Genomic DNA, 17,424 nt, shown 5'->3' with positions numbered 1-17,424 from the left:
CCGTCAACCTCGATTTACCTCGCTTCGTGACTCGTCCAGCACCTGGATCGCGCCCGGGTGATCGGCAACGGCCTCGCCGATCGCCGCCGCTTCCACGCCGGCCGCAAGCAGAGCTTCCAGCAGCTGCTCCGCCTCATTTGCCGGCACGGCAATCAGCAAGCCGCCCGAAGTGACGGCATCGGCCAAAATCCATTGCCCGATCTGGTCGATTGAATCCGCGAACATCACACTGTCCTGGACGTGCGCGAAATTGTTTTTCGTGCCTCCCGGCACGAATCCGGCTTCGGCGAGCTCCCGCACGCGCGGCAGCACCGGCACGTCCGGCCGGTACAGGCGCAAGCCGACGCCGCTTCCCTTGGCCATCTCCATCGCATGTCCGAGCAGTCCGAATCCGGTCACGTCGGTACAGGCGTTGACGCCGAACGGCTCCATTGTTTCCGCCGCCGTTTTGTTCAGCGTCGTCATCACTTGCGTTACCCGCTTCATCTCGGCTTCTGACAGCTGGTCCTTCTTGATCGATGTCGTCAAGATGCCGACTCCGATCGGCTTCGTCAGCAGCAGCGTGTCACCCGGCTTGGCGCCGGCGTTCGTGCGGATTTTCCCGGGATGTATCGTCCCGGTAACGGCCATGCCGAACTTCGGTTCGTTGTCATCGATCGAATGACCTCCGACCAGCGTCGCTCCCGCTTCCTTCACCTTGTCCCCGGCTCCGCGGAGAATGTCAGTCAATATCGACTTGTCCAGCTTGTGGATCGGAAAGGCAACGATATTCAGCACGGTCAGTGGCTTGCCGCCCATCGCGTATACGTCGCTGAGCGCGTTAGCCGCGGCAACCTGCCCGAAGTCGTAAGGATCGTCCACGATCGGCGTGAAGAAGTCGACCGTCTGTACGATCGCGAGATCGTCGGTCAGCCGGTATACGCCGGCGTCATCGCTCGTATCGAGACCGACCAGCAGGTCGGCGTTCGGCACGCCCGGAGGCAGGCCGCGCAGCACCTGGGACAGATCGGCGGGGCCGATCTTGCAACCGCAGCCTCCTTTCGAAGACAGCGAGGTTAATTTGATTCGTTCAGCCGCTTGCGCTTGATTGTCACTCATCGGAATCTCCCTTTCGTTCTTCTCGTACAATCGTTCACTAATCCTGAGAGTAGCATACCTTCGCTCCGATGAAAAGGCGGACCGGTTAGACGTCCGGGCACGGCCAAGCTATAATAGACAAATAAGCTACACCATTAAGTTGAAAGAGGGTCTATCGATGGAACGCGAACAAGGGTTGTCCGAAATAAATCGCACGCGCATCATCACGATCATCCGCGGCGTGCGCGAATCCGACGCGGAACGAATTGCCGACGCGCTGTTGGCCGGAGGCGTTACCGTAATGGAGATTACGCTGAACACGCCGGGAGCTCCGGATATGATCCGCCGCCTGCAGCAGTCGCACGGCGACCGGATGTATATCGGGGCCGGCACGGTGCTCGATACCGGCGATTTGCAGAAGGCGCTTGACGCCGGAGCGTCGTTTATCGTTACGCCGAATACGGACGAAGACGTTATCCGCCGCTGCGCAGAAGCGAGAATCCCAATCTTCCCGGGCGCTATGACGCCGACGGAAATCGTTCGCGCCTGGAAAGCCGGGGCGACCGCCGTGAAAGTATTCCCGAGCGCCAGTCTGGGGCTGGGATACATCAAGGAGCTGCAAGGCCCGCTGAAGCATATTCCGATGATGGCGGTCGGCGGAGTCGATACGGACAATATCGCCGACTTCATCCGCGCCGGCTGCTACGGGGTAGGCATCGGCAGCTACGTCGTCAACCTCCAGGAGATCGCCGCAGGCAACTTCGACTGGGTAACGAGTCGCGCAGCCAGCCTGATCGAGAAAACGGCGCCGTTCGCGGAAGAGAAGTAACGGATACCGGGCGATTTCCGGCCTGTGCTAGATACGAACCAACCCTTGTACAAACCACTCTTGTTCGGCTCTCTCTTGCCCATGAGGCGGCGGCCCAAGATTCGAACCGCTAGCGATGAACGGCCTGCGGCATCGTATCCATTCTGAAGAGAAGCGGGCTGTCCGAAAGTCACTTTGCGATTCTAGTGAGCCCCGCTCCAATCCGATTAGCCTTGAGAACAAGGAGAAAAACGACCTCAGTCCCCACTTTACCGTGGAATCTGAGGTCTTTTCATTTGGAGATCGAGACGTTTCCAACATGTCATTCTGATCACCAATAAAGGTCTCCTGCACCCTCTATTTTCGGCCTAAGGGAAAGCAGAGACGGATAGAAGCGATTTGCTTCGCCCATGACAAGGACCAGGACATAGGATGAAGCTGCAGCCCTCTGTGCCGCCCCTTGTTGAGCTCTTAACTTCCCACAGCCTTTAAGACAAGCAAAAATGAGGCTGTCCAAAGTCATACTGCGATTCGATGAGCCCGCTCCGAACCGCTTGCCTTGAGAACAAGGAGAAAAAGGACCTCAACCTCCACTTCGCCGTGGAATTTGGGTCCTTGTTTGGAATTTGGGCCTTCCCGTGTCATACGAAACTTACTGGGACAGCTCCATTTCCCGTTCGGGTTATTTTCATTAAGAGCCGGCGAATCCATGACAATTACCCTGCAGCATGCGTCAGTCCCGCTCTTCCTTAGGCTCTTTAATGTGATACGTGCATTTGCCCCCGCCCTTGGCCAAACATTCGGTTCGCTCCACCTTCGTGTCGAGCAATCCTTCGAACAGCTGTTGCTCGCAGTCGCACGCTTCCTCGTAACGGTTCGCCACCTGGGAGATCGGGCAGTTGAACTCCTTCAGCACGAAGCCGTCGTCCGTCCGTTCCCATTCCACCATATATCCGTTCGCATTCTGGATATCGGCGAGCTTCGCTACCCGCTCCTCCAGAGGTTTGCCTTCCATCCCGGCCTCATACTTCATCTGCAGCTTTTCTTTCCGTCTGCCGAACAGCTTGCCGACTCCGCCGCCGTCCATCCCCCCATCCAGCTCTCCAAGAAGATCCAGCGTCAGCGTGTGATAATTTTTCGGAAACAAGTCTTCCGCCGCCTCGGTCAAACGGTAGATGTTCATCGGCCGGCCCATACTTTGGCGTACGATCCGCGAATCGATATACCCGTCCCGCTCCAGTGTATTCAGATGACGGCGCACGGCCATCTCGGTAATCCCCAGCCGCTTCGCCATCTCGCCTACGCCTAGAGGTCCGCTCGTCTTGAGCATTTTGACGATCGTTTTTCTTGTGGAGGAATCTTGCTCCATGTCCATTTCGTCACACCCCTGGCAATTGCGAATCGTTATCAGTACTTACCGTCATTTTAACGTATTTGCAGACATAAGTAAATTAACAAACAACATTGTTTACTAAATAGGCGGCGCATCCGCGAAAATCGCTCAATTTTCCGCCGGGAGCGCAAAAGGCGTGGTCAAAACCGCTTGTTCCAGCAGCGTATGCCGATAAATTTACATTTCACGGTTGAAGGAAGATCCCGATGTGGGTAAAATGATCCGTGAATACGCGGAGCCAAACAAGACGACTCTTCACCAAAGGGCGCTGCTATAATCGGCATTTCCATCCGGCGGCCCGGAGGGAGGGCCGGCGCCAAAAATGTCGTATTTCGTATGGCCGATTCCATATCGAAAAGGAGCGGGAACATGCAATCGTTTTTTATTTTAACGGATTTGGAAGGTCCGGCAGGCGTGGACAGCTTTACCCAGACCCGGCCGGGTGACGGTTATCCCGAGCGGATCGAAGAAGCCAAGAAGCTGCTGGCGCGCGAAGTAAACGCCTGCATCGAAGGGATTCGCCTCGTGTATCCGGATTCGCGCATCGATGTCTGGGACGGCCACGGCCCTGGCGGACTGCTGGCCGAAGACTTGGTTGGCGGCAACTATTTACGGGAAGGTCAGCCTTACAAACGTCTGGAGGGCTACGACGCGCTGCTGTTCGTCGGCCAGCATGCAATGGCCGGAACGTATAATGCGCCGCTGAATCATACATACTCCTCGAAGACGGTGGCGTATTACCGGCTTAACGGGGTGCTTATCGGGGAATTCGCGGCTAGAGCGCTGATCGCCGGCGTGCAGGGCGTGCCGACGATCTTCCTCTCCGGGGACGATAAAGCCGCTCTAGAAGCTTGTCTGTTCGTGCCGGAGATCGAGACGGCGGTCGTCAAGCGGGGACTGGGGATCGAAGCGGCCGAGCATCTGGACGGCGGAGAAGCTTGCCATCTCATCCGGGAGAGCGCAGCCGAGGCGGTGCGACGGCTGGACGAGATTCCTCCGTTTACCGGTATCGCCGGCGCCTATACGCTGGAAATCGGATATTTGGCTCCCCAGTCCATGGACCGGCAAGGCGAAGGGATTGAGTGGATCAACGACCGCACCGTCCGTATCAGCCGGGACGACGTTCGGGATTTGCCGTTGTAACCGGCATGGCAGCACGCACGCTGGACCACGCGGCGGCATGCAAAAACGGGCCCATTTCTGCAGGGCCCGTTTCTTTATACACTTCCCTATCCCGCGTTAAGCCAGCTCTTTGGCAATAAACGCTTTCACCGATTCGCCGAACGGCTGCAAAATGCCGGGCAGCTGGCGCACCAGCGGGTGCAGGCTGTCCCGTTTCAGGGTGACGTACTCCTGCACGAGCGGCTTTCTCAGCTTCACCAGCTCGTAGAGAGGCTCGAACTGCCGCTCTCCGAATACACCCTCCACACGCAGGATGTCGATAATATCCTCGTAGCTGCTCGCATCCCGCATCAAAAAACCGTCGATCAGCAGGCTGCCGACATCCGTAACCAGCTCGACCGCCAGATGCAGCAGACGCTCCTGGGCTAGCGCCAGAATCTGATCCGGGCTCTCCTCCTGCCACAACGCTCCAATCCGCTCGGCCGCTTCCGCAAGCGAAGGAATAATCGCCAGTCTTTCTTCGATTTGCTCGTGATTTACGTAATACATGGCTCTCCTACTTTCCGCTCCGTTTACGTTTGTTCCATTTGGCCCATATAATGGTTACGACGAAAGTAAGCGCGACGACGAGCACGACAAACGACGCTTCGCCGACGTCCTTCATTTCCACTTTCGCTTCCAACAGCATATTCAAGTTTGTCACCTTCCCGGGTTGAACCTTCCCGCTTCCGCTGACAGGCAAAAGCGGTATGTCCCTATCAGTTTAGCTCCGACGATTCGCACCGTCAAGAAAACCGCATAACCGCCATAAAAGCGCCATTTTCGGCACAGTTCCTTATACCGCGCGCTCCGGAGTTATGGTAATATGAGGAAGTGTTATCCTTAATTCTCCTTTTTAACTAGCAAATATACCTTTTTCAACAAATATCGTGTATAGTAATAGTGTAAACTTTTCATATAGCTGGATGATCAGGAAGCGAGGATTGGAAGTTGACTGGAGTTTGGGTACTGCTTGGACTGTTGACTGCAGCCATTATCGGTATATTCATTTATGCGCTGAATAAAGGCTATTCCCGGAAATGGGACGATGAAGAAGAGCAATCTTGACATTCATGTCGTACATATCGCCATATACGGCTGCCTGCGACCTAGAACAGGTAAGAAACTGTTACGGAGGAAAAAGCGATGGAAATCCCCGTCCTTAGGAAAAAAAATGAACATGAAACCGAGCTCTATCTGCTGAATCTGAACGACGTGCTGTATATCAATATCGAGAAGCGCAACATCGTGTACCATACGGCCGAGGAGAAATATTACCATCTTTCTACCCTTTCCGAGCTATACGACCACTTTTTCGACCGCGGATTCGATCTGCTCGACAAAACGAATCTGGTCAACCTGAACAAAATCAAAAAGATGGACGGTAAGCAGGGTAAAATTTACTTCGAGGAAAATCCGTCCGACGACAGCAAGTACGCCACTGTTGCCTTTATTAAACAAAAGCTGTTCCAGAACGTGATCTCCCGGGCGATCGCCAACAATACGAATACCAGTCTCGAATATACCTCCAAGCCGGCTGGCAGCGAAGGGTTCCGCATGATGGCCCGCACGTCGGAAGAGTAGACTTCATATATAGCTTTCCCTGCAAAAAAAGAACCATTCCTAGGAACGGTTCTTTTAGTTGCTTTCCGCGATCGGCAGTGTTACGGACAACATTCCTACCGGTTGCGAGTTTTCCTTGACGATTTCCAGTTGCTTGAAACACCGGCTCAACACGACCAGCTTCTCTTCCGCTTCGTTTTTGGTGAGGGGCGAGCCGAGCTTTTTCCCTTTATAGCTTATGTAGTATGGCATAGGTGGTTGGCCTCCTTTTCAGCTTCACCTGTGTAAGTTCAAACGTCTCCCTATATTCTATACGTGAAAAAACAAAAAAATGTTACGGTAGGACAATAAATTCTCCCCTTTCCTCCCGGCGGTCAATCGGCTTTATTCTTCAAACATACCTGAATACCTGCCCATACAGCGAATTTGCAGGACAGAGGAGACCCTTATTTCGGATCTTCCTCTTTATCTATACCCTTTTCCCTTAACACATGAATCAGCTTGCGAAGCCGGCCCGGCAGCGGGAAGCCGAGCTTGCCGCAATTTTCTGTAATCGAGAGCAGTTCATTCGAGATGTAAAAGTACATGAACCCGACCATGAACAGATCGGTGCCGAGCAGCAGGTCGAACCGGTGGCCCACCGTCACGATAATAAGCATCAGTCCTTTTTTCCATATCCCCCAGAAGCCTTTCGTGCTGCATAACCCTTCGCTCGACTTGATCGAAGCGGCGATGCCGGTCACGTAATCCACCGCGATCAGCAGCAAGAAGACGTTGACCAGTTCGCTCCACCCGCCGAACATATAAGTAACGGCAGCTCCAACTACCCCTACTGTCGCATTGATCGAAGCTTGCATCGGTCCTTGCATAGCTGCCCCTCCCTTTCTAGCATTTTATGCGAAGCTGCTAGAAGGGTGACAAGCCGTCCGTGGATTGTGCTTCTTCCCCTGTTTCGGCTCGTTTTTCGGGCAGAACAAAAGCTCTAACGGACACAGCGGCCGTTTTTGCGGTGAATTTCGATCCATTTGATTTCTAACGGACATAGACGCAACTATTTGATGAGAGGTGTCACTTTTGGAGGTGGTTTGGAGTAAATAAGCGCTGTGGTGACCGTTACATTTTCAAAAGCTGTTTTTTAGCCAAATAGTCTCCACCATGTCCGTTAGAGCATTCCGCATCACGCGCATATCCCGGCGCGCGGTGCCCGACACACGTCGGCTGTCCAACCTCGTGGTTTAGTTTACCCTGAAGATCGTAACATTCCGCTCTTCTAAGAAGCTTCTAAACGGAGTCTTTGCCGCGATGATGACGCTGCGAAAGAGGCAGCCTTTCTGGTACAGAAACTCGCAGTTCGCTTGTATAATCGAAGTTTTGAAGCATTACCGCATTAGCAAACATAAACTCTCTGGCAAGACAAATAGCCCGCCTTTCGGCGAGCTTAGTTAGAACCTGCGTCATTATTCCGTCTGCCTTGGCGAAACCGCTCTCATCTCCCGTTATTCGTATCGGGCAGGGACCGCTCGCTTAGCAGAACCTCGCTCCATTCTTCCGGGGTATTCGTATTGACGGCGAATTTCGTGCCGATGCCCCTTCCCTCAAACTCGAAATCGTGCACCGGCTCCCAGCGGACCCGTTCGAGCAGGCCGGTTACCCGGTAAGCTTCCTCGGCCAGAAGCGCGGCCGCCTGTTCGGCGCATCTGCGGTTGTATACGGCATGCAGCGGCTGAAGCCGCCCGTCGACATGAGGGATGGCCGCATCGGCCTCGGCCAGCTGAAGCCTTTCCAGCAGCAGACCCGCCGCATCCGGACTGACATACGGCATATCGCAGCCGACGATCCATACGTTATCGTTGCGGGTAAGGGACAAGGCTGCGTGGATTCCCCCGAGCGGCCCCTTGCCGGGATAAAAATCGGTAATGATGCGGACGCTGCGGTCTACAACAGGCAGAAACCGCTTCGGATCGTTGGTCACGACAATCAGTTCCGGACAAATGGTGCTCATGGCTGCGATTTGCCGTTCGATCAGCGTTTGCCCGCCGAGATCCAGCAGCGCTTTGTGTTTTCCGCCCATTCTGCGATTTTCCCCGCCGGCCAAAATGACACCGGTCAACATGGGCGCTCCTCCTTTCGCTTCCGAAATTGTGTATCCGGTCTCCATTATACGACGGAAGGATTGCTCCGGACTGTTACATCGGTCACACTTCGGACGAACTATAGTGACGTACGTCACAACACAAAAGGGCGTATTCGAGTATAATAACGATAGAAGCATGACTGGAACTGGGAGGGGTTGACCTCATGGATACGAATCGCTCGACCGAATACGCCGGCTCCAACGCCGTCAATAGCTCCTGCTTTTCACCGGAGAGCATGGACAAATTAAAAAGCATTATGTATGAACTAAAAGTGGAAGCAGGCTCTTGCGTGTATTGGGAAGGAGACCTTGCCGACAAACTTTATTATATCAAGAAAGGCAAAGTCAAATGTACGAAAACGAACGAGGACGGCAAAGAATTCGTGCTGTATTTGTTCCGCGAGGGCGATTTTATGGGACAGCTCGACCCGTATTCCGATTCGCGCCAATCGTTTACCGCCAATGCGACCGAGTCTTGCCTGATCGGCGTCATCCAGAAGTCGGATCTGGAGGCCCTGCTGTGGCAGCAGGGAGATCTGGCGCTTGAGTTTATGAAATGGATGGGCCTCATGCACCGGACGACCCAGACGAAATTCCGCGATCTGATGCTGTACGGCAAACCCGGCGCTTTATGCTCGACGATGATCCGGCTCGCCAATACGTTCGGCAAAATGACGCCGGAAGGCATCCTGATCACCGAGAAAATGACCAACACCGACCTGGCCGACTATATCGGCGCCGCGCGGGAAAGCGTCAACCGGATGCTCGGCGACTGGAAGCGCGAAGGCATTATCGATCAGCGGGACGGACATCTGCTTATCAAAAACTTGGCCCACCTGCAGGATCTGTGTCATTGCGAGTTATGCCCGAAGGACATCTGCCGCCTGTAATCTACCGTCTCTGCGAGTCTGGCGGCACGTCATGGAAACGTACTCGCGGCATCTAATTTTTGCCTGTCCGCTGCGCCCAACACCGCCCGTTACATCGTGCCGATGCGACGAAGCGGTTTTTTTTACATGCGCTGGACAAATAAAGTGTGACGCGGGTAGAGCAATCTTCTTGTTTTTTTGTTAAAATAGTAGTCAGGTAATTATTCGGACGCTCTCATGCCGAACTACTTCCATGTATGAATCAAGGAGGATCACTGCAATGTCCAAGCCAAAAATGAGATCGGACATGATCAAAAAAGGATTCGACCGCGCTCCGCACCGCAGTTTGCTGCGTGCAGCCGGCGTCAAAGAAGAAGATTTTAACAAACCATTTATCGCGGTGTGCAACTCGTACATCGACATCGTTCCGGGTCATGTCCACCTGCAGGAGTTCGGCAAAATCGTCAAAGAAGCGATTCGCGAAGCAGGCGGCGTTCCGTTCGAATTTAATACGATCGGCGTCGACGACGGTATCGCCATGGGTCATATCGGAATGCGCTACTCGCTGCCAAGCCGCGAGATTATCGCCGATTCCCTGGAAACGGTCGTATCCGCGCACTGGTTCGACGGCATGGTCTGTATCCCGAACTGCGACAAGATTACGCCGGGAATGATGATGGGCGCGCTTCGCGTGAACATCCCGACCGTATTCGTCAGCGGCGGGCCGATGAAAGCCGGCAAGACGAGCGACGGACGCTCGATCTCGCTGTCTTCCGTATTCGAAGGCGTCGGCGCTTACCAGGCCGGCAAGATCGACGAGAAAGGGCTGCAGGAGCTGGAACAATACGGTTGCCCGACTTGCGGTTCCTGCTCCGGCATGTTCACGGCCAACTCGATGAACTGTCTGGCCGAAGGTCTTGGCCTCGCCCTTCCGGGCAACGGTACGATTCTGGCAGTCGCCGAGGAGCGTAAAGAATTCGTCAAGCGTTCCGCCAAACAGCTGATGGAACTGATCGAAAAAGATATTAAACCTCGCGATATCGTTACGATCGAAGCGATCGACAATGCGTTTGCGCTTGATATGGCGATGGGCGGTTCGACGAACACCGTTCTTCATACGCTGGCGCTTGCCCATGAAGCCGGCTTCGAATACCCGATCGAGCGGATCAATGAAGTCGCATCGCGCGTTCCGCACTTGGCGAAAATTGCTCCGGCGTCCGACTACCATATCGAGGACGTTCACAATGCGGGCGGCGTCAGCGCCATCTTGAACGAACTGTTCAAAAAGCCGGGCGCCCTGAACGGCGACCGGATTACCGTCACCGGCAAAACGCTGCGCGAAAACGTGGCCGGCTGCGACATTCTCGATACCGACGTCATCCATACGATCGACAACCCGCACAGCGAGCAAGGCGGTCTGGCCGTATTGTTCGGCAATCTCGCTCCAAACGGCTCGATCATCAAAGTCGGCGCTGTCGACAAATCGGTAGGCGGACGTCACGTCGGACCGGCGATCTGCTTCGATTCGCAGGAAGATGCGCTGTCCGGAATCGCTAACGGCAAAGTGAAAGAAGGCCATGTCGTCGTTATTCGTTACGAAGGGCCAAAAGGCGGCCCCGGCATGCCGGAAATGCTCGCTCCGACGTCGCAAATCGTCGGCATGGGTCTCGGCGCCAAAGTCGGCCTGATCACCGACGGCCGTTTCTCCGGCGCTTCCCGCGGCATCAGCATCGGCCACATCTCGCCGGAAGCCGCTGAAGGCGGACCGATCGCCTTCGTCGAGGACGGCGACATCATCGAGCTCGATCTCGTCAACCGCAAAATCGAGCTGCAGATCAGCGACGAGGAAATGGAACGCCGCAAAGCCAACTGGAAAGGCTTTGAGCCGAAGGTCAAAACCGGCTACCTGGCGCGTTATTCCAAGCTCGTTACTTCCGCCAGCACCGGCGGGGTTATGAAGGTTTAATAACCAATTTTTCGCAAGAATAAGGACCGCGACTCCACTTCACTGTGGAAGTTGTGGTCCTTTATTTTGGAAATTGGGAAGTCCCCCTGTCTGGCGAACATTTTTAGAAAGCCTCTTCCGTTCGACTCCGCCGATCACGTCGTGCATCTCCTTATGCGTACGGTAGCGTCATGGCCGATTCCCCGGCGTTTCGAACGTATGTATGTGTACACCCTTCCAGCGGCTCCCGATCACTTCATTAGGCTTAACAACCGGCACAACTTGCCGAAAAAAAACATACCGCGAAATTGTTCCTCGCTCATTCGGTCCAGATACGCCAAAGACTTACCGGCAATCTCACGAGCACCTTCCAGATCGTTAAGGTCCAGCCGGCTGATCGCTTGTTTCAGGCTGACCAGCTCCGGCGAATAAATAGCGTTGCGCAAGGCGCCAAGCAGCGTTATTTTGCGTAATTGAGAGCGGCCGAATATTCGATAGCCGTTATGCGGATCGCGTGACGATGCAATCAGTCCCTCCTTCTCCCAATAACGGATCGCCGAGCCGGCAATTAAGGTTGCTGCAGATACCTCGCCGATCGTCTTCCGCTCCTGCACCCCATTCGCTTCTTCCGCCCCGTTACGCACCTGATCCTCCAGCATCTGAAGGTTTCTCCCGGCCTGCTGCTTATCGTGATGAAGCTGGGCTTGACTGACCGTTATACACCACCGCGCAGAGCTTGCATCGCGGAGCTGAACATGTTTTACGACTTCGGAAGCAACCTCCATGCCAAACCCCGGCGACATCGCTTGCAGACATTCGAAATAAGCCAAGTGTTCCTCCGTATACATCCGGTGACCGCCCGCAGAGCGCAAGGCAGGCGGAACAAGTCCCTTCGCCTCGTAATTTCTCAATGCGCTTGTACTTAGGTTTAATTTCTCCGCAATATCGATCGGTCTCATCATCCCGCGGCACGCTCCTAGTTCGACAAAGATTGAAGTCTCTTGCAAGTTTTCAATTCACGACCCCCTGTATAACAGGATCAAATAACCTGGAACTTACAATTAGCATCCATGTTATACAATAGAGAAGTGAAGTGTCAAAAAGATGTATCAAAAGGAGCACATTACCCAAATAATGCTCAATAAGGAGGCCATCCTTCATGCCGGAAACAGAGTTCGAACGACAGGTCCGCAACCTCATAAGCAAAGGCTACCCGGGCATCGCCGGATTAAGCGATGACGAGTTCCGGAAGCAGCTGGAGCCTCTACAGGAACGTCTTCCTCATCTCGAGTACATCGAAGCCGGGTCCCCGCACAGCAGCATTCCGTTCGCCATCGTCATCCGTAACGATTGGGTCGACAGTGAGAAGGCGATTCAGCTTGTGCAGCGCCAAGGCAAATCCGGGTTCAGCGTTTTGGATTTGGACGATATTAACCGTTTTAAGCCGATTGAAGATATTCGGCTTCCTTCCGGTTCGGCGTACCTGATCGTCGATATCGATACCGGCCGGGAAACGCTTAATGTCACCCCGAATGATGCGATCCAAACGATCACCGGGCAAAACCGCTCCCCGCTCACCTTGGAGGAAGGCATCGCGCTGATTACCCATTACCCGGATGTGCTGATGAAAAATAACGGCTTCTCGCTGCTGGGCTCCCGGGGCAGCGACCGCAGAGTCACGGCTCTCTGGATCAGCGGCGGCAAACCGAAGCTCGGCTGGTGCTGGGCCGGCAATCCGCACACGTGGCTCGGCTCCGCTTCGTGCCGCTATCGGGCGGGAGCGGAGAGCGGCGGGCAGGCTTGATGATTTGATGATCCATGGTGGCTTTAAGTTCGCTAAGATCAGCTAAAACGAGACCTTTACCGAGGGTGAATGCCCCCTGCGAAATGAGACCGTTTTTCTGCAAGTAAAGCGAGTTCAGCCTTTCACAAACATGTACGTACCGACTCTAAACCAAATAAATGGCTTTTGCATCCGCTATTTTCGGCATATTTGAAAGTCAGGGACGAATAAAGGCGTTTTGCACTCCTTATTTCAACCTTTTTGCTAAGTCGGTCCTCTTTTCGCGGATATTAAGAGCTTCAAACCGCTCGTATTCCCCGTCCCAACCGGGTTTCTGAGGAAATAGAGGGTACAAACCACCGTTATTGCTTTCATCCCTGCACGACTCCCGGAGCTCCGTGCCCGGTCCCACGTCCGCAGTCCGATCATTTTTAGGCCAAACCTTGTAGCGTCAAGTTATTTCCTCCTCCGCGCTTATTCGCGGTCCGGCAGATCCCCGTGCTCCGCTTGCGCTCGGGCAGGAATGGTGAAGGCAATCCGCGTGCCTTTCCCTTCCTCGCTTTGCATAGCCGGACATATCGGGAATCGTAATGTCCAGAATGACGAGAAAGAAGTCCGGCGACTTGGCCAGCTCATCCAACGCCATTTGCCCGCGATTAACGACGACGGCGGGATAGCCTTCCAGCCTGAGCTGATTGATCATCGACTGGAGATTCGCAAAATCGTCGTTCACGACGAGAAGACGCTCTTCTTTGCTCCCCTTGACGTAAACTGGATAGTCCGTACCTGCGGGAAACGCACCGATCGGGACCGGCTCGGCCTGTCGTGCCGCCCGCTTCGCTTTCTCCTGTCCCGGAAGGTAGCGGAATCGTAAATGTAAACGCCGAGCCTTGGCCGATGACGGAGTTCATTTCAATCTCCCCGCCGTACAGCTCGACCAGCTTTTTCGTAATGCTGAACCCGAGGCCCGTACCGTCATGAACCGGCGTCTCCGAAGAGGCCGCCTGCGCGTATGCATGAAAGATTCGGCTGCGCAGCTCTTCCGGCACTCTGATCCTCGTATCCGTTGAAGCAGGCACCTTCTTTTCCCGTACCGGACCGCCTACTCCTTAAATATTTAAACAAATTGTGAACACTCCAAAATTCATGTTGCATTCCCCAGGGCAGCTGTTGTATACTAAAAAAGTCGCTTACGAGGGGCCTTAGCTCATCTGGGAGAGCGAGTTAGCTTATTATACTGCCCTAGTGATGAACTAATAAATGAATCAATGATCATTCTAGGCTTAACTTGAATCTTATCTACATAAACCGTGATGCTTTCAATTATCGTTTGAAGCATCATTTTCTTTTTATCGTGATCCGCTTTCTCAAATACTTCTCTCCAAACAGGAATATGCTTCTGTAATTCCTCTAATCCATCGACCTCGATTGAGCTTTCTTTAATTTTCTTCTGCAGTGATTCGATATCTTTATTCATAGATACAATTTCTTTTTCGTTATCTTCAATGAGACCGTTTAACATGTCTGGCTTGAATGCCGATTGTCCCATTAAAGCCTTCACAACTTCCCCTTTAAGTGTTGCTAATTCAGAATATTTTTGCTCCAGATCCTTCTGCATTTTTATCAATCTATTCGAATCAGAATCGACATTTTTTTGCCTAAGCTTATTAATCTCAGCTGTCATATCAACCTTAGACAGTTGATCCAAACGTGCGTATATTTCATCGAGAATAACGCCTTCAATTCGATTTTGTGAATACAGCGTTTGGCCATTACATTGTTTTTTCGCTAATGCTTTTCCACTACATCTATACTTGGCTGAGCGCCATTTTTGAATTGTTCCATCGGCAAGCTGATATTTCTTTGCATTGTAAGTAGTCGTTAGCGGAGAGTCACAATGACCGCATTTAATCATACCGACAAATAGAAGAGGTGATTTTGTTACCTTAATCTTCTCGATATCTGGATTATTTATATTCTCAGGTGAACGCTTAGTTCGGATTTGTTGAACTCTATCCCATATATTTTCAGGTATAATAACTAGTTCCTGATTTTGTTTTTTAGATAGTATCCATTGATCAGATGATGCCATAGCATGCCTATGTTTCATAACATACCTGTCATCTGAGTCGTCCATTTCGATAATGCTTTTCCTCTTCCCAAATGCTGGATATCCTTTATAGATCGGGTTTCTTAAAATAAAATTTATTGCACCTGTAGTCCATGTTCCGCCTGTAGATGACGGTATATTAACTTCTGGTGAATTAAAATGTTTAGCTATACGGTTCGAACCCCAGCCTTGTTCATAAACAAACATATACATCTGGTATACATGAGGAGCTGTATCTTCGTTAATAACTGGAATTTCAAGTTCTTTTTTCTTTTTGTTGAATACCCCTGATTTAACGAGTTTATAACCATATGGGGCTGTTCCTCCGCGAAACAAGCCATCTTCAGCCATTTGTTTATGCTTTTCGCTCACAAATTGACTTGTTTTTTCTGATTGAGATTGAGCGATTACAGCTTTTACGCTGAATGCTATCCTATCCCCAAGTTCTTCATTTTTAACTTGTCCACCATCGCAAATTGACCACAATTCTGCATTTCGTGCTTTCAATATCTTATATATAGTTGGTAACTCGTCTTCGCGTCTGCCTAAACGCTCAAGAGAGAACACGAGTAAGATATCATAAACCACTCCAGCGTCACTAAGAGCTAATTGTATATCTTCTCGTTCGTGAAATGATTTTTTATATCCCGACACGCCCGGCTCCATGTATTCACGGACCATTATCCAATCAGGCTTGTTTGCTAAGTATGTTTCACACGCTCGACGCTGCATAGGTATGTCGTCAGAATCTAATTGTTTAGTTGTAGATATACGGTATAAACATGCTACTCTTTTTCGTGCCATAAAGAGCGACCTCCAGTTATTTGAATATACTACCATTATAAAAGATGGTTGCACTGAAATCAATTGAGTGATATAATAACAAATGTTCTCAATATTAAGGGGTTATAGTTCAGTGGGAGAACGCTTCGCTGGCAGCGAAGAGGTCAGGGGTTCGACCCCCCTTAACTCCATAAATCAAAACATGAAAGAAAAGTCCTCAATTATGTGGGCTTTTCTTTTGCTTTATATATTCATACTTCAATAACTCAATAAGTGCTGTATCATCTGCATATACTTTCGACTTGTCATATACGAATTCAATCCACATTTTAGATTTAGTGTTGTATTTACGAACAATGACCTGATGATCGTTATCTATAATTATGTGTTCAACATTATTTACTGTTGTTTTATATTCTTTAACTGCTGATTCTCTCAATTATCTTCCTCCAAGTTCAATAATTATAATTTTATCAATGGATAATAAAATAGCCCCAACTAGGAAACAAAACAAAAAAGCCCATGCACCATTACAGTACACAGGCTCTATTCTCACTCCACAATTCCACTAGCTCTCCTCAACTCATCAGCAAGATATTTCTGCCAATCACGCTGATTCTTCCATGCTTCTGCAGATTCTAACCGACCCTCAGCTTCTGCCTTATCCATCTCCTCATCACAATGAAACCACTGTGGGGATAGATAGCTATCAATAATATTGTTTGCTACATCTGGATTAAGCATAGTTTCATCTCCCTTTTGCAAATCGTTATATAACCGTTCCCATGGAAAGTACTTACCGGGACAAAGTGGTTTGTACGGACTAACCTGAAAATGTCCAATTACATCATAAGTTGTTAATCCTATCTCGTAGCCCCACTTGTCTTTTACATAATCACGAATATATCTATGGAGCCATAATGTAGCCTGATATTGTTCCTCAGTGAGATTGCCATCCGTTCCCTCGTGCTCGATACTTATCGAGTATTTGTTCGGATTCAATCCCGGATTATCCATAATAATAGGCGTCTTACTACTTGCTATATCCTATGCATTAATTCCGTTTGCCCACGCCATCCGCTCAATAGGAACGAAGCAAACAATATCACCTTTTTTGCTGACACCAAAGTTAGAAGATGATCCTTTATTATTTGGAGATGTGAACCAACTTAATAGGCTAGACCAAGAACCGGCAGAGATGTGATCAACAATAAGCTTTGGAATATGTCCATCTCGACTACTCGAATTTGTATACTGGTTTCCAGCGAATTTAATTTCATAACTCATTTGCTATCACCACTCTTATTTTTCAATACAGCAATCAACTGTTTAATCTGAGGCGGCATAGGAAAATTCATTCTTCCTAAATTCTCAGTTATAGAAATTAGTTCATTTGCTATGTAAAAGTATGTTACGCCAAGCATTAATCCAATCTCTCCCTCAATCCCGAGAAGAAGATCGGCCCTATGCATAATGGCGATGACAACAAAGATGAGTGCTTTTTTACATATTCCCCAGAATCCTTTACTGGAGTTTAGTCCTGCATCCTCCTTGCCACTCCTCCCTTCTTTAATTGCTGCTCCAATTCCGGTTACATAGTCCACCACAACTAAAAGAGCGAGAAAACCTAGTGATTGATTCCAACCACCGAAAGCATAGTTGGCGACTACGCCAGATACAGCCCATATACTGTTCCAACCAAATTGATAACTCACATTCCGCACCCCTAGCATGTGGTAGCGAATGGAATTATTAGGGGTCAACCAGCGGCTAAACGGGTGTAGCGATGGTTCAAGGA

General features: G+C 51.1%; 21 protein-coding genes and 1 tRNA gene. 7 read left to right on the top strand and 15 right to left on the bottom strand.

What is annotated here, in order from left to right; translation table 11 throughout:
• Positions 1–3: 3 nt before the first annotated feature.
• Positions 4–1,098: a selenide, water dikinase SelD gene (gene selD, locus IDH45_RS14265; RefSeq protein WP_190928702.1), complete on the bottom strand. Its 1,095-nt coding sequence runs from the start codon at positions 1,096–1,098 to the stop codon at positions 4–6.
• A 157-nt stretch (positions 1,099–1,255) separates the two neighbouring features.
• Between selD and IDH45_RS14260 the strand changes: the two genes are divergently transcribed.
• Complete coding sequence (locus tag IDH45_RS14260; RefSeq protein ID WP_190928700.1) at positions 1,256–1,906, top strand: bifunctional 4-hydroxy-2-oxoglutarate aldolase/2-dehydro-3-deoxy-phosphogluconate aldolase; 651 nt, start codon at positions 1,256–1,258, stop codon at positions 1,904–1,906.
• Between the two features lie 712 nt (positions 1,907–2,618).
• On the opposite strand, the gene IDH45_RS14255 is transcribed toward IDH45_RS14260, so the two are convergent.
• Positions 2,619–3,260 (bottom strand): helix-turn-helix transcriptional regulator, encoded by a 642-nt coding sequence (locus IDH45_RS14255; RefSeq protein WP_190928698.1) that lies wholly within the window; start codon positions 3,258–3,260, stop codon positions 2,619–2,621.
• A gap of 387 nt (positions 3,261–3,647) precedes the next feature.
• Between IDH45_RS14255 and IDH45_RS14250 the strand changes: the two genes are divergently transcribed.
• On the top strand, positions 3,648–4,421 hold the full coding sequence (locus IDH45_RS14250; RefSeq protein ID WP_190928696.1) for a M55 family metallopeptidase: 774 nt from the start codon (positions 3,648–3,650) through the stop codon (positions 4,419–4,421).
• A gap of 96 nt (positions 4,422–4,517) precedes the next feature.
• Here IDH45_RS14250 and IDH45_RS14245 read toward each other — a convergent pair whose 3' ends face one another.
• On the bottom strand, positions 4,518–4,949 hold the full coding sequence (locus tag IDH45_RS14245) for a DUF86 domain-containing protein (protein WP_190928694.1): 432 nt from the start codon (positions 4,947–4,949) through the stop codon (positions 4,518–4,520).
• Between the two features lie 7 nt (positions 4,950–4,956).
• The gene (locus tag IDH45_RS14240) at positions 4,957–5,094 is read right to left on the bottom strand and encodes a hypothetical protein (protein ID WP_190928692.1); all 138 of its coding nucleotides are present in this window, start codon (positions 5,092–5,094) and stop codon (positions 4,957–4,959) included.
• A 491-nt stretch (positions 5,095–5,585) separates the two neighbouring features.
• On the opposite strand from IDH45_RS14240, the gene IDH45_RS14235 reads away from it, so the two are divergent.
• Positions 5,586–6,023: a LytTR family DNA-binding domain-containing protein gene (locus IDH45_RS14235; protein ID WP_190928690.1), complete on the top strand. Its 438-nt coding sequence runs from the start codon at positions 5,586–5,588 to the stop codon at positions 6,021–6,023.
• A gap of 54 nt (positions 6,024–6,077) precedes the next feature.
• On the opposite strand, the gene IDH45_RS14230 is transcribed toward IDH45_RS14235, so the two are convergent.
• The 3 genes from IDH45_RS14230 to mobA form a co-directional block, all read right to left on the bottom strand.
• The gene (locus tag IDH45_RS14230) at positions 6,078–6,254 is read right to left on the bottom strand and encodes a hypothetical protein (RefSeq protein WP_190928688.1); all 177 of its coding nucleotides are present in this window, start codon (positions 6,252–6,254) and stop codon (positions 6,078–6,080) included.
• A 194-nt stretch (positions 6,255–6,448) separates the two neighbouring features.
• Positions 6,449–6,871, bottom strand: a complete 423-nt coding sequence (locus IDH45_RS14225; protein ID WP_223836656.1) for a phage holin family protein — start codon at positions 6,869–6,871, stop codon at positions 6,449–6,451.
• A 617-nt stretch (positions 6,872–7,488) separates the two neighbouring features.
• Positions 7,489–8,115 (bottom strand): molybdenum cofactor guanylyltransferase, encoded by a 627-nt coding sequence (gene mobA / locus IDH45_RS14220; RefSeq protein WP_190928686.1) that lies wholly within the window; start codon positions 8,113–8,115, stop codon positions 7,489–7,491.
• 185 nt (positions 8,116–8,300) lie between these two features.
• Between mobA and IDH45_RS14215 the strand changes: the two genes are divergently transcribed.
• Both IDH45_RS14215 and ilvD read left to right on the top strand, forming a co-directional pair.
• Positions 8,301–9,026 carry a Crp/Fnr family transcriptional regulator gene (locus tag IDH45_RS14215; protein WP_190928684.1) on the top strand — a complete coding sequence of 242 codons (726 nt, stop codon included), beginning with the start codon at positions 8,301–8,303 and terminating at the stop codon, positions 9,024–9,026.
• 259 nt (positions 9,027–9,285) lie between these two features.
• Entirely contained in the window at positions 9,286–10,971 is a 1,686-nt protein-coding gene (ilvD, locus tag IDH45_RS14210; RefSeq protein WP_190928682.1) for a dihydroxy-acid dehydratase, read from the top strand.
• Between the two features lie 230 nt (positions 10,972–11,201).
• On the opposite strand, the gene IDH45_RS14205 is transcribed toward ilvD, so the two are convergent.
• The gene (locus IDH45_RS14205) at positions 11,202–11,912 is read right to left on the bottom strand and encodes a MerR family DNA-binding transcriptional regulator (protein WP_223836655.1); all 711 of its coding nucleotides are present in this window, start codon (positions 11,910–11,912) and stop codon (positions 11,202–11,204) included.
• A 197-nt stretch (positions 11,913–12,109) separates the two neighbouring features.
• Between IDH45_RS14205 and IDH45_RS14200 the strand changes: the two genes are divergently transcribed.
• Positions 12,110–12,754 (top strand): DUF5701 family protein, encoded by a 645-nt coding sequence (locus tag IDH45_RS14200; RefSeq protein WP_190928680.1) that lies wholly within the window; start codon positions 12,110–12,112, stop codon positions 12,752–12,754.
• Between the two features lie 430 nt (positions 12,755–13,184).
• On the opposite strand, the gene IDH45_RS14195 is transcribed toward IDH45_RS14200, so the two are convergent.
• The 3 genes from IDH45_RS14195 to IDH45_RS14185 form a co-directional block, all read right to left on the bottom strand.
• The gene (locus IDH45_RS14195; protein ID WP_190928888.1) at positions 13,185–13,466 is read right to left on the bottom strand and encodes a response regulator; all 282 of its coding nucleotides are present in this window, start codon (positions 13,464–13,466) and stop codon (positions 13,185–13,187) included.
• A complete protein-coding gene (locus IDH45_RS35280) occupies positions 13,390–13,812 on the bottom strand; it encodes an ATP-binding protein (RefSeq protein WP_397327061.1) in 423 nt (140 codons plus the stop codon). The genes IDH45_RS14195 and IDH45_RS35280 overlap by 77 nt, the downstream gene beginning before the upstream one ends.
• A 128-nt stretch (positions 13,813–13,940) precedes the next feature.
• A complete protein-coding gene (locus IDH45_RS14185; protein ID WP_190928676.1) occupies positions 13,941–15,647 on the bottom strand; it encodes a recombinase family protein in 1,707 nt (568 codons plus the stop codon).
• 98 nt (positions 15,648–15,745) lie between these two features.
• Here IDH45_RS14185 and IDH45_RS14180 point away from each other — a divergent pair.
• Positions 15,746–15,817, top strand: a tRNA-Ala gene (locus tag IDH45_RS14180).
• A gap of 26 nt (positions 15,818–15,843) precedes the next feature.
• On the opposite strand, the gene IDH45_RS14175 is transcribed toward IDH45_RS14180, so the two are convergent.
• From IDH45_RS14175 to IDH45_RS14160, 4 genes are all read right to left on the bottom strand, one after another.
• Positions 15,844–16,065, bottom strand: a complete 222-nt coding sequence (locus IDH45_RS14175) for a hypothetical protein (RefSeq protein WP_190928674.1) — start codon at positions 16,063–16,065, stop codon at positions 15,844–15,846.
• A gap of 113 nt (positions 16,066–16,178) precedes the next feature.
• Entirely contained in the window at positions 16,179–16,628 is a 450-nt protein-coding gene (locus IDH45_RS14170; protein WP_190928672.1) for an N-acetylmuramoyl-L-alanine amidase, read from the bottom strand.
• Positions 16,629–16,673: 45 nt separating this feature from the next.
• On the bottom strand, positions 16,674–16,913 hold the full coding sequence (locus IDH45_RS14165; protein WP_190928670.1) for a peptidoglycan recognition protein family protein: 240 nt from the start codon (positions 16,911–16,913) through the stop codon (positions 16,674–16,676).
• On the bottom strand, positions 16,910–17,424 hold a 515-nt coding region (locus IDH45_RS14160; RefSeq protein WP_223836654.1), incomplete at its 5' end, for a phage holin family protein. The genes IDH45_RS14160 and IDH45_RS14165, both read right to left, overlap by 4 nt.

Source organism: Paenibacillus oceani, assembly GCF_014705615.1.
In the GTDB taxonomy this organism is placed as follows: domain Bacteria; phylum Bacillota; class Bacilli; order Paenibacillales; family NBRC-103111; genus Paenibacillus_AB; species Paenibacillus_AB oceani.
The sequence above is the reverse complement of the archived record's forward strand: the minus strand, read 5'-3'. Positions and strand labels throughout refer to the sequence as shown.

Bases quoted from the DNA above. Each gene is read 5' to 3' on its own strand.
- selD (WP_190928702.1), bottom strand. From the start codon at position 1,098: ATGAGTGACAATCAAGCGCAAGCGGCTGAACGAATCAAATTAACCTCG.
- IDH45_RS14260 (WP_190928700.1), top strand. From the start codon at position 1,256: ATGGAACGCGAACAAGGGTTGTCCGAAATAAATCGCACGCGCATCATC.
- IDH45_RS14255 (WP_190928698.1), bottom strand. From the start codon at position 3,260: ATGGACATGGAGCAAGATTCCTCCACAAGAAAAACGATCGTCAAAATG.
- IDH45_RS14250 (WP_190928696.1), top strand. From the start codon at position 3,648: ATGCAATCGTTTTTTATTTTAACGGATTTGGAAGGTCCGGCAGGCGTG.
- IDH45_RS14245 (WP_190928694.1), bottom strand. From the start codon at position 4,949: ATGTATTACGTAAATCACGAGCAAATCGAAGAAAGACTGGCGATTATT.
- IDH45_RS14235 (WP_190928690.1), top strand. From the start codon at position 5,586: ATGGAAATCCCCGTCCTTAGGAAAAAAAATGAACATGAAACCGAGCTC.
- IDH45_RS14230 (WP_190928688.1), bottom strand. From the start codon at position 6,254: ATGCCATACTACATAAGCTATAAAGGGAAAAAGCTCGGCTCGCCCCTC.
- IDH45_RS14225 (WP_223836656.1), bottom strand. From the start codon at position 6,871: ATGCAAGGACCGATGCAAGCTTCGATCAATGCGACAGTAGGGGTAGTT.
- mobA (WP_190928686.1), bottom strand. From the start codon at position 8,115: ATGTTGACCGGTGTCATTTTGGCCGGCGGGGAAAATCGCAGAATGGGC.
- IDH45_RS14215 (WP_190928684.1), top strand. From the start codon at position 8,301: ATGGATACGAATCGCTCGACCGAATACGCCGGCTCCAACGCCGTCAAT.
- ilvD (WP_190928682.1), top strand. From the start codon at position 9,286: ATGTCCAAGCCAAAAATGAGATCGGACATGATCAAAAAAGGATTCGAC.
- IDH45_RS14205 (WP_223836655.1), bottom strand. From the start codon at position 11,912: ATGATGAGACCGATCGATATTGCGGAGAAATTAAACCTAAGTACAAGC.
- IDH45_RS14200 (WP_190928680.1), top strand. From the start codon at position 12,110: ATGCCGGAAACAGAGTTCGAACGACAGGTCCGCAACCTCATAAGCAAA.
- IDH45_RS14185 (WP_190928676.1), bottom strand. From the start codon at position 15,647: ATGGCACGAAAAAGAGTAGCATGTTTATACCGTATATCTACAACTAAA.
- IDH45_RS14165 (WP_190928670.1), bottom strand. From the start codon at position 16,913: ATGAGTTATGAAATTAAATTCGCTGGAAACCAGTATACAAATTCGAGT.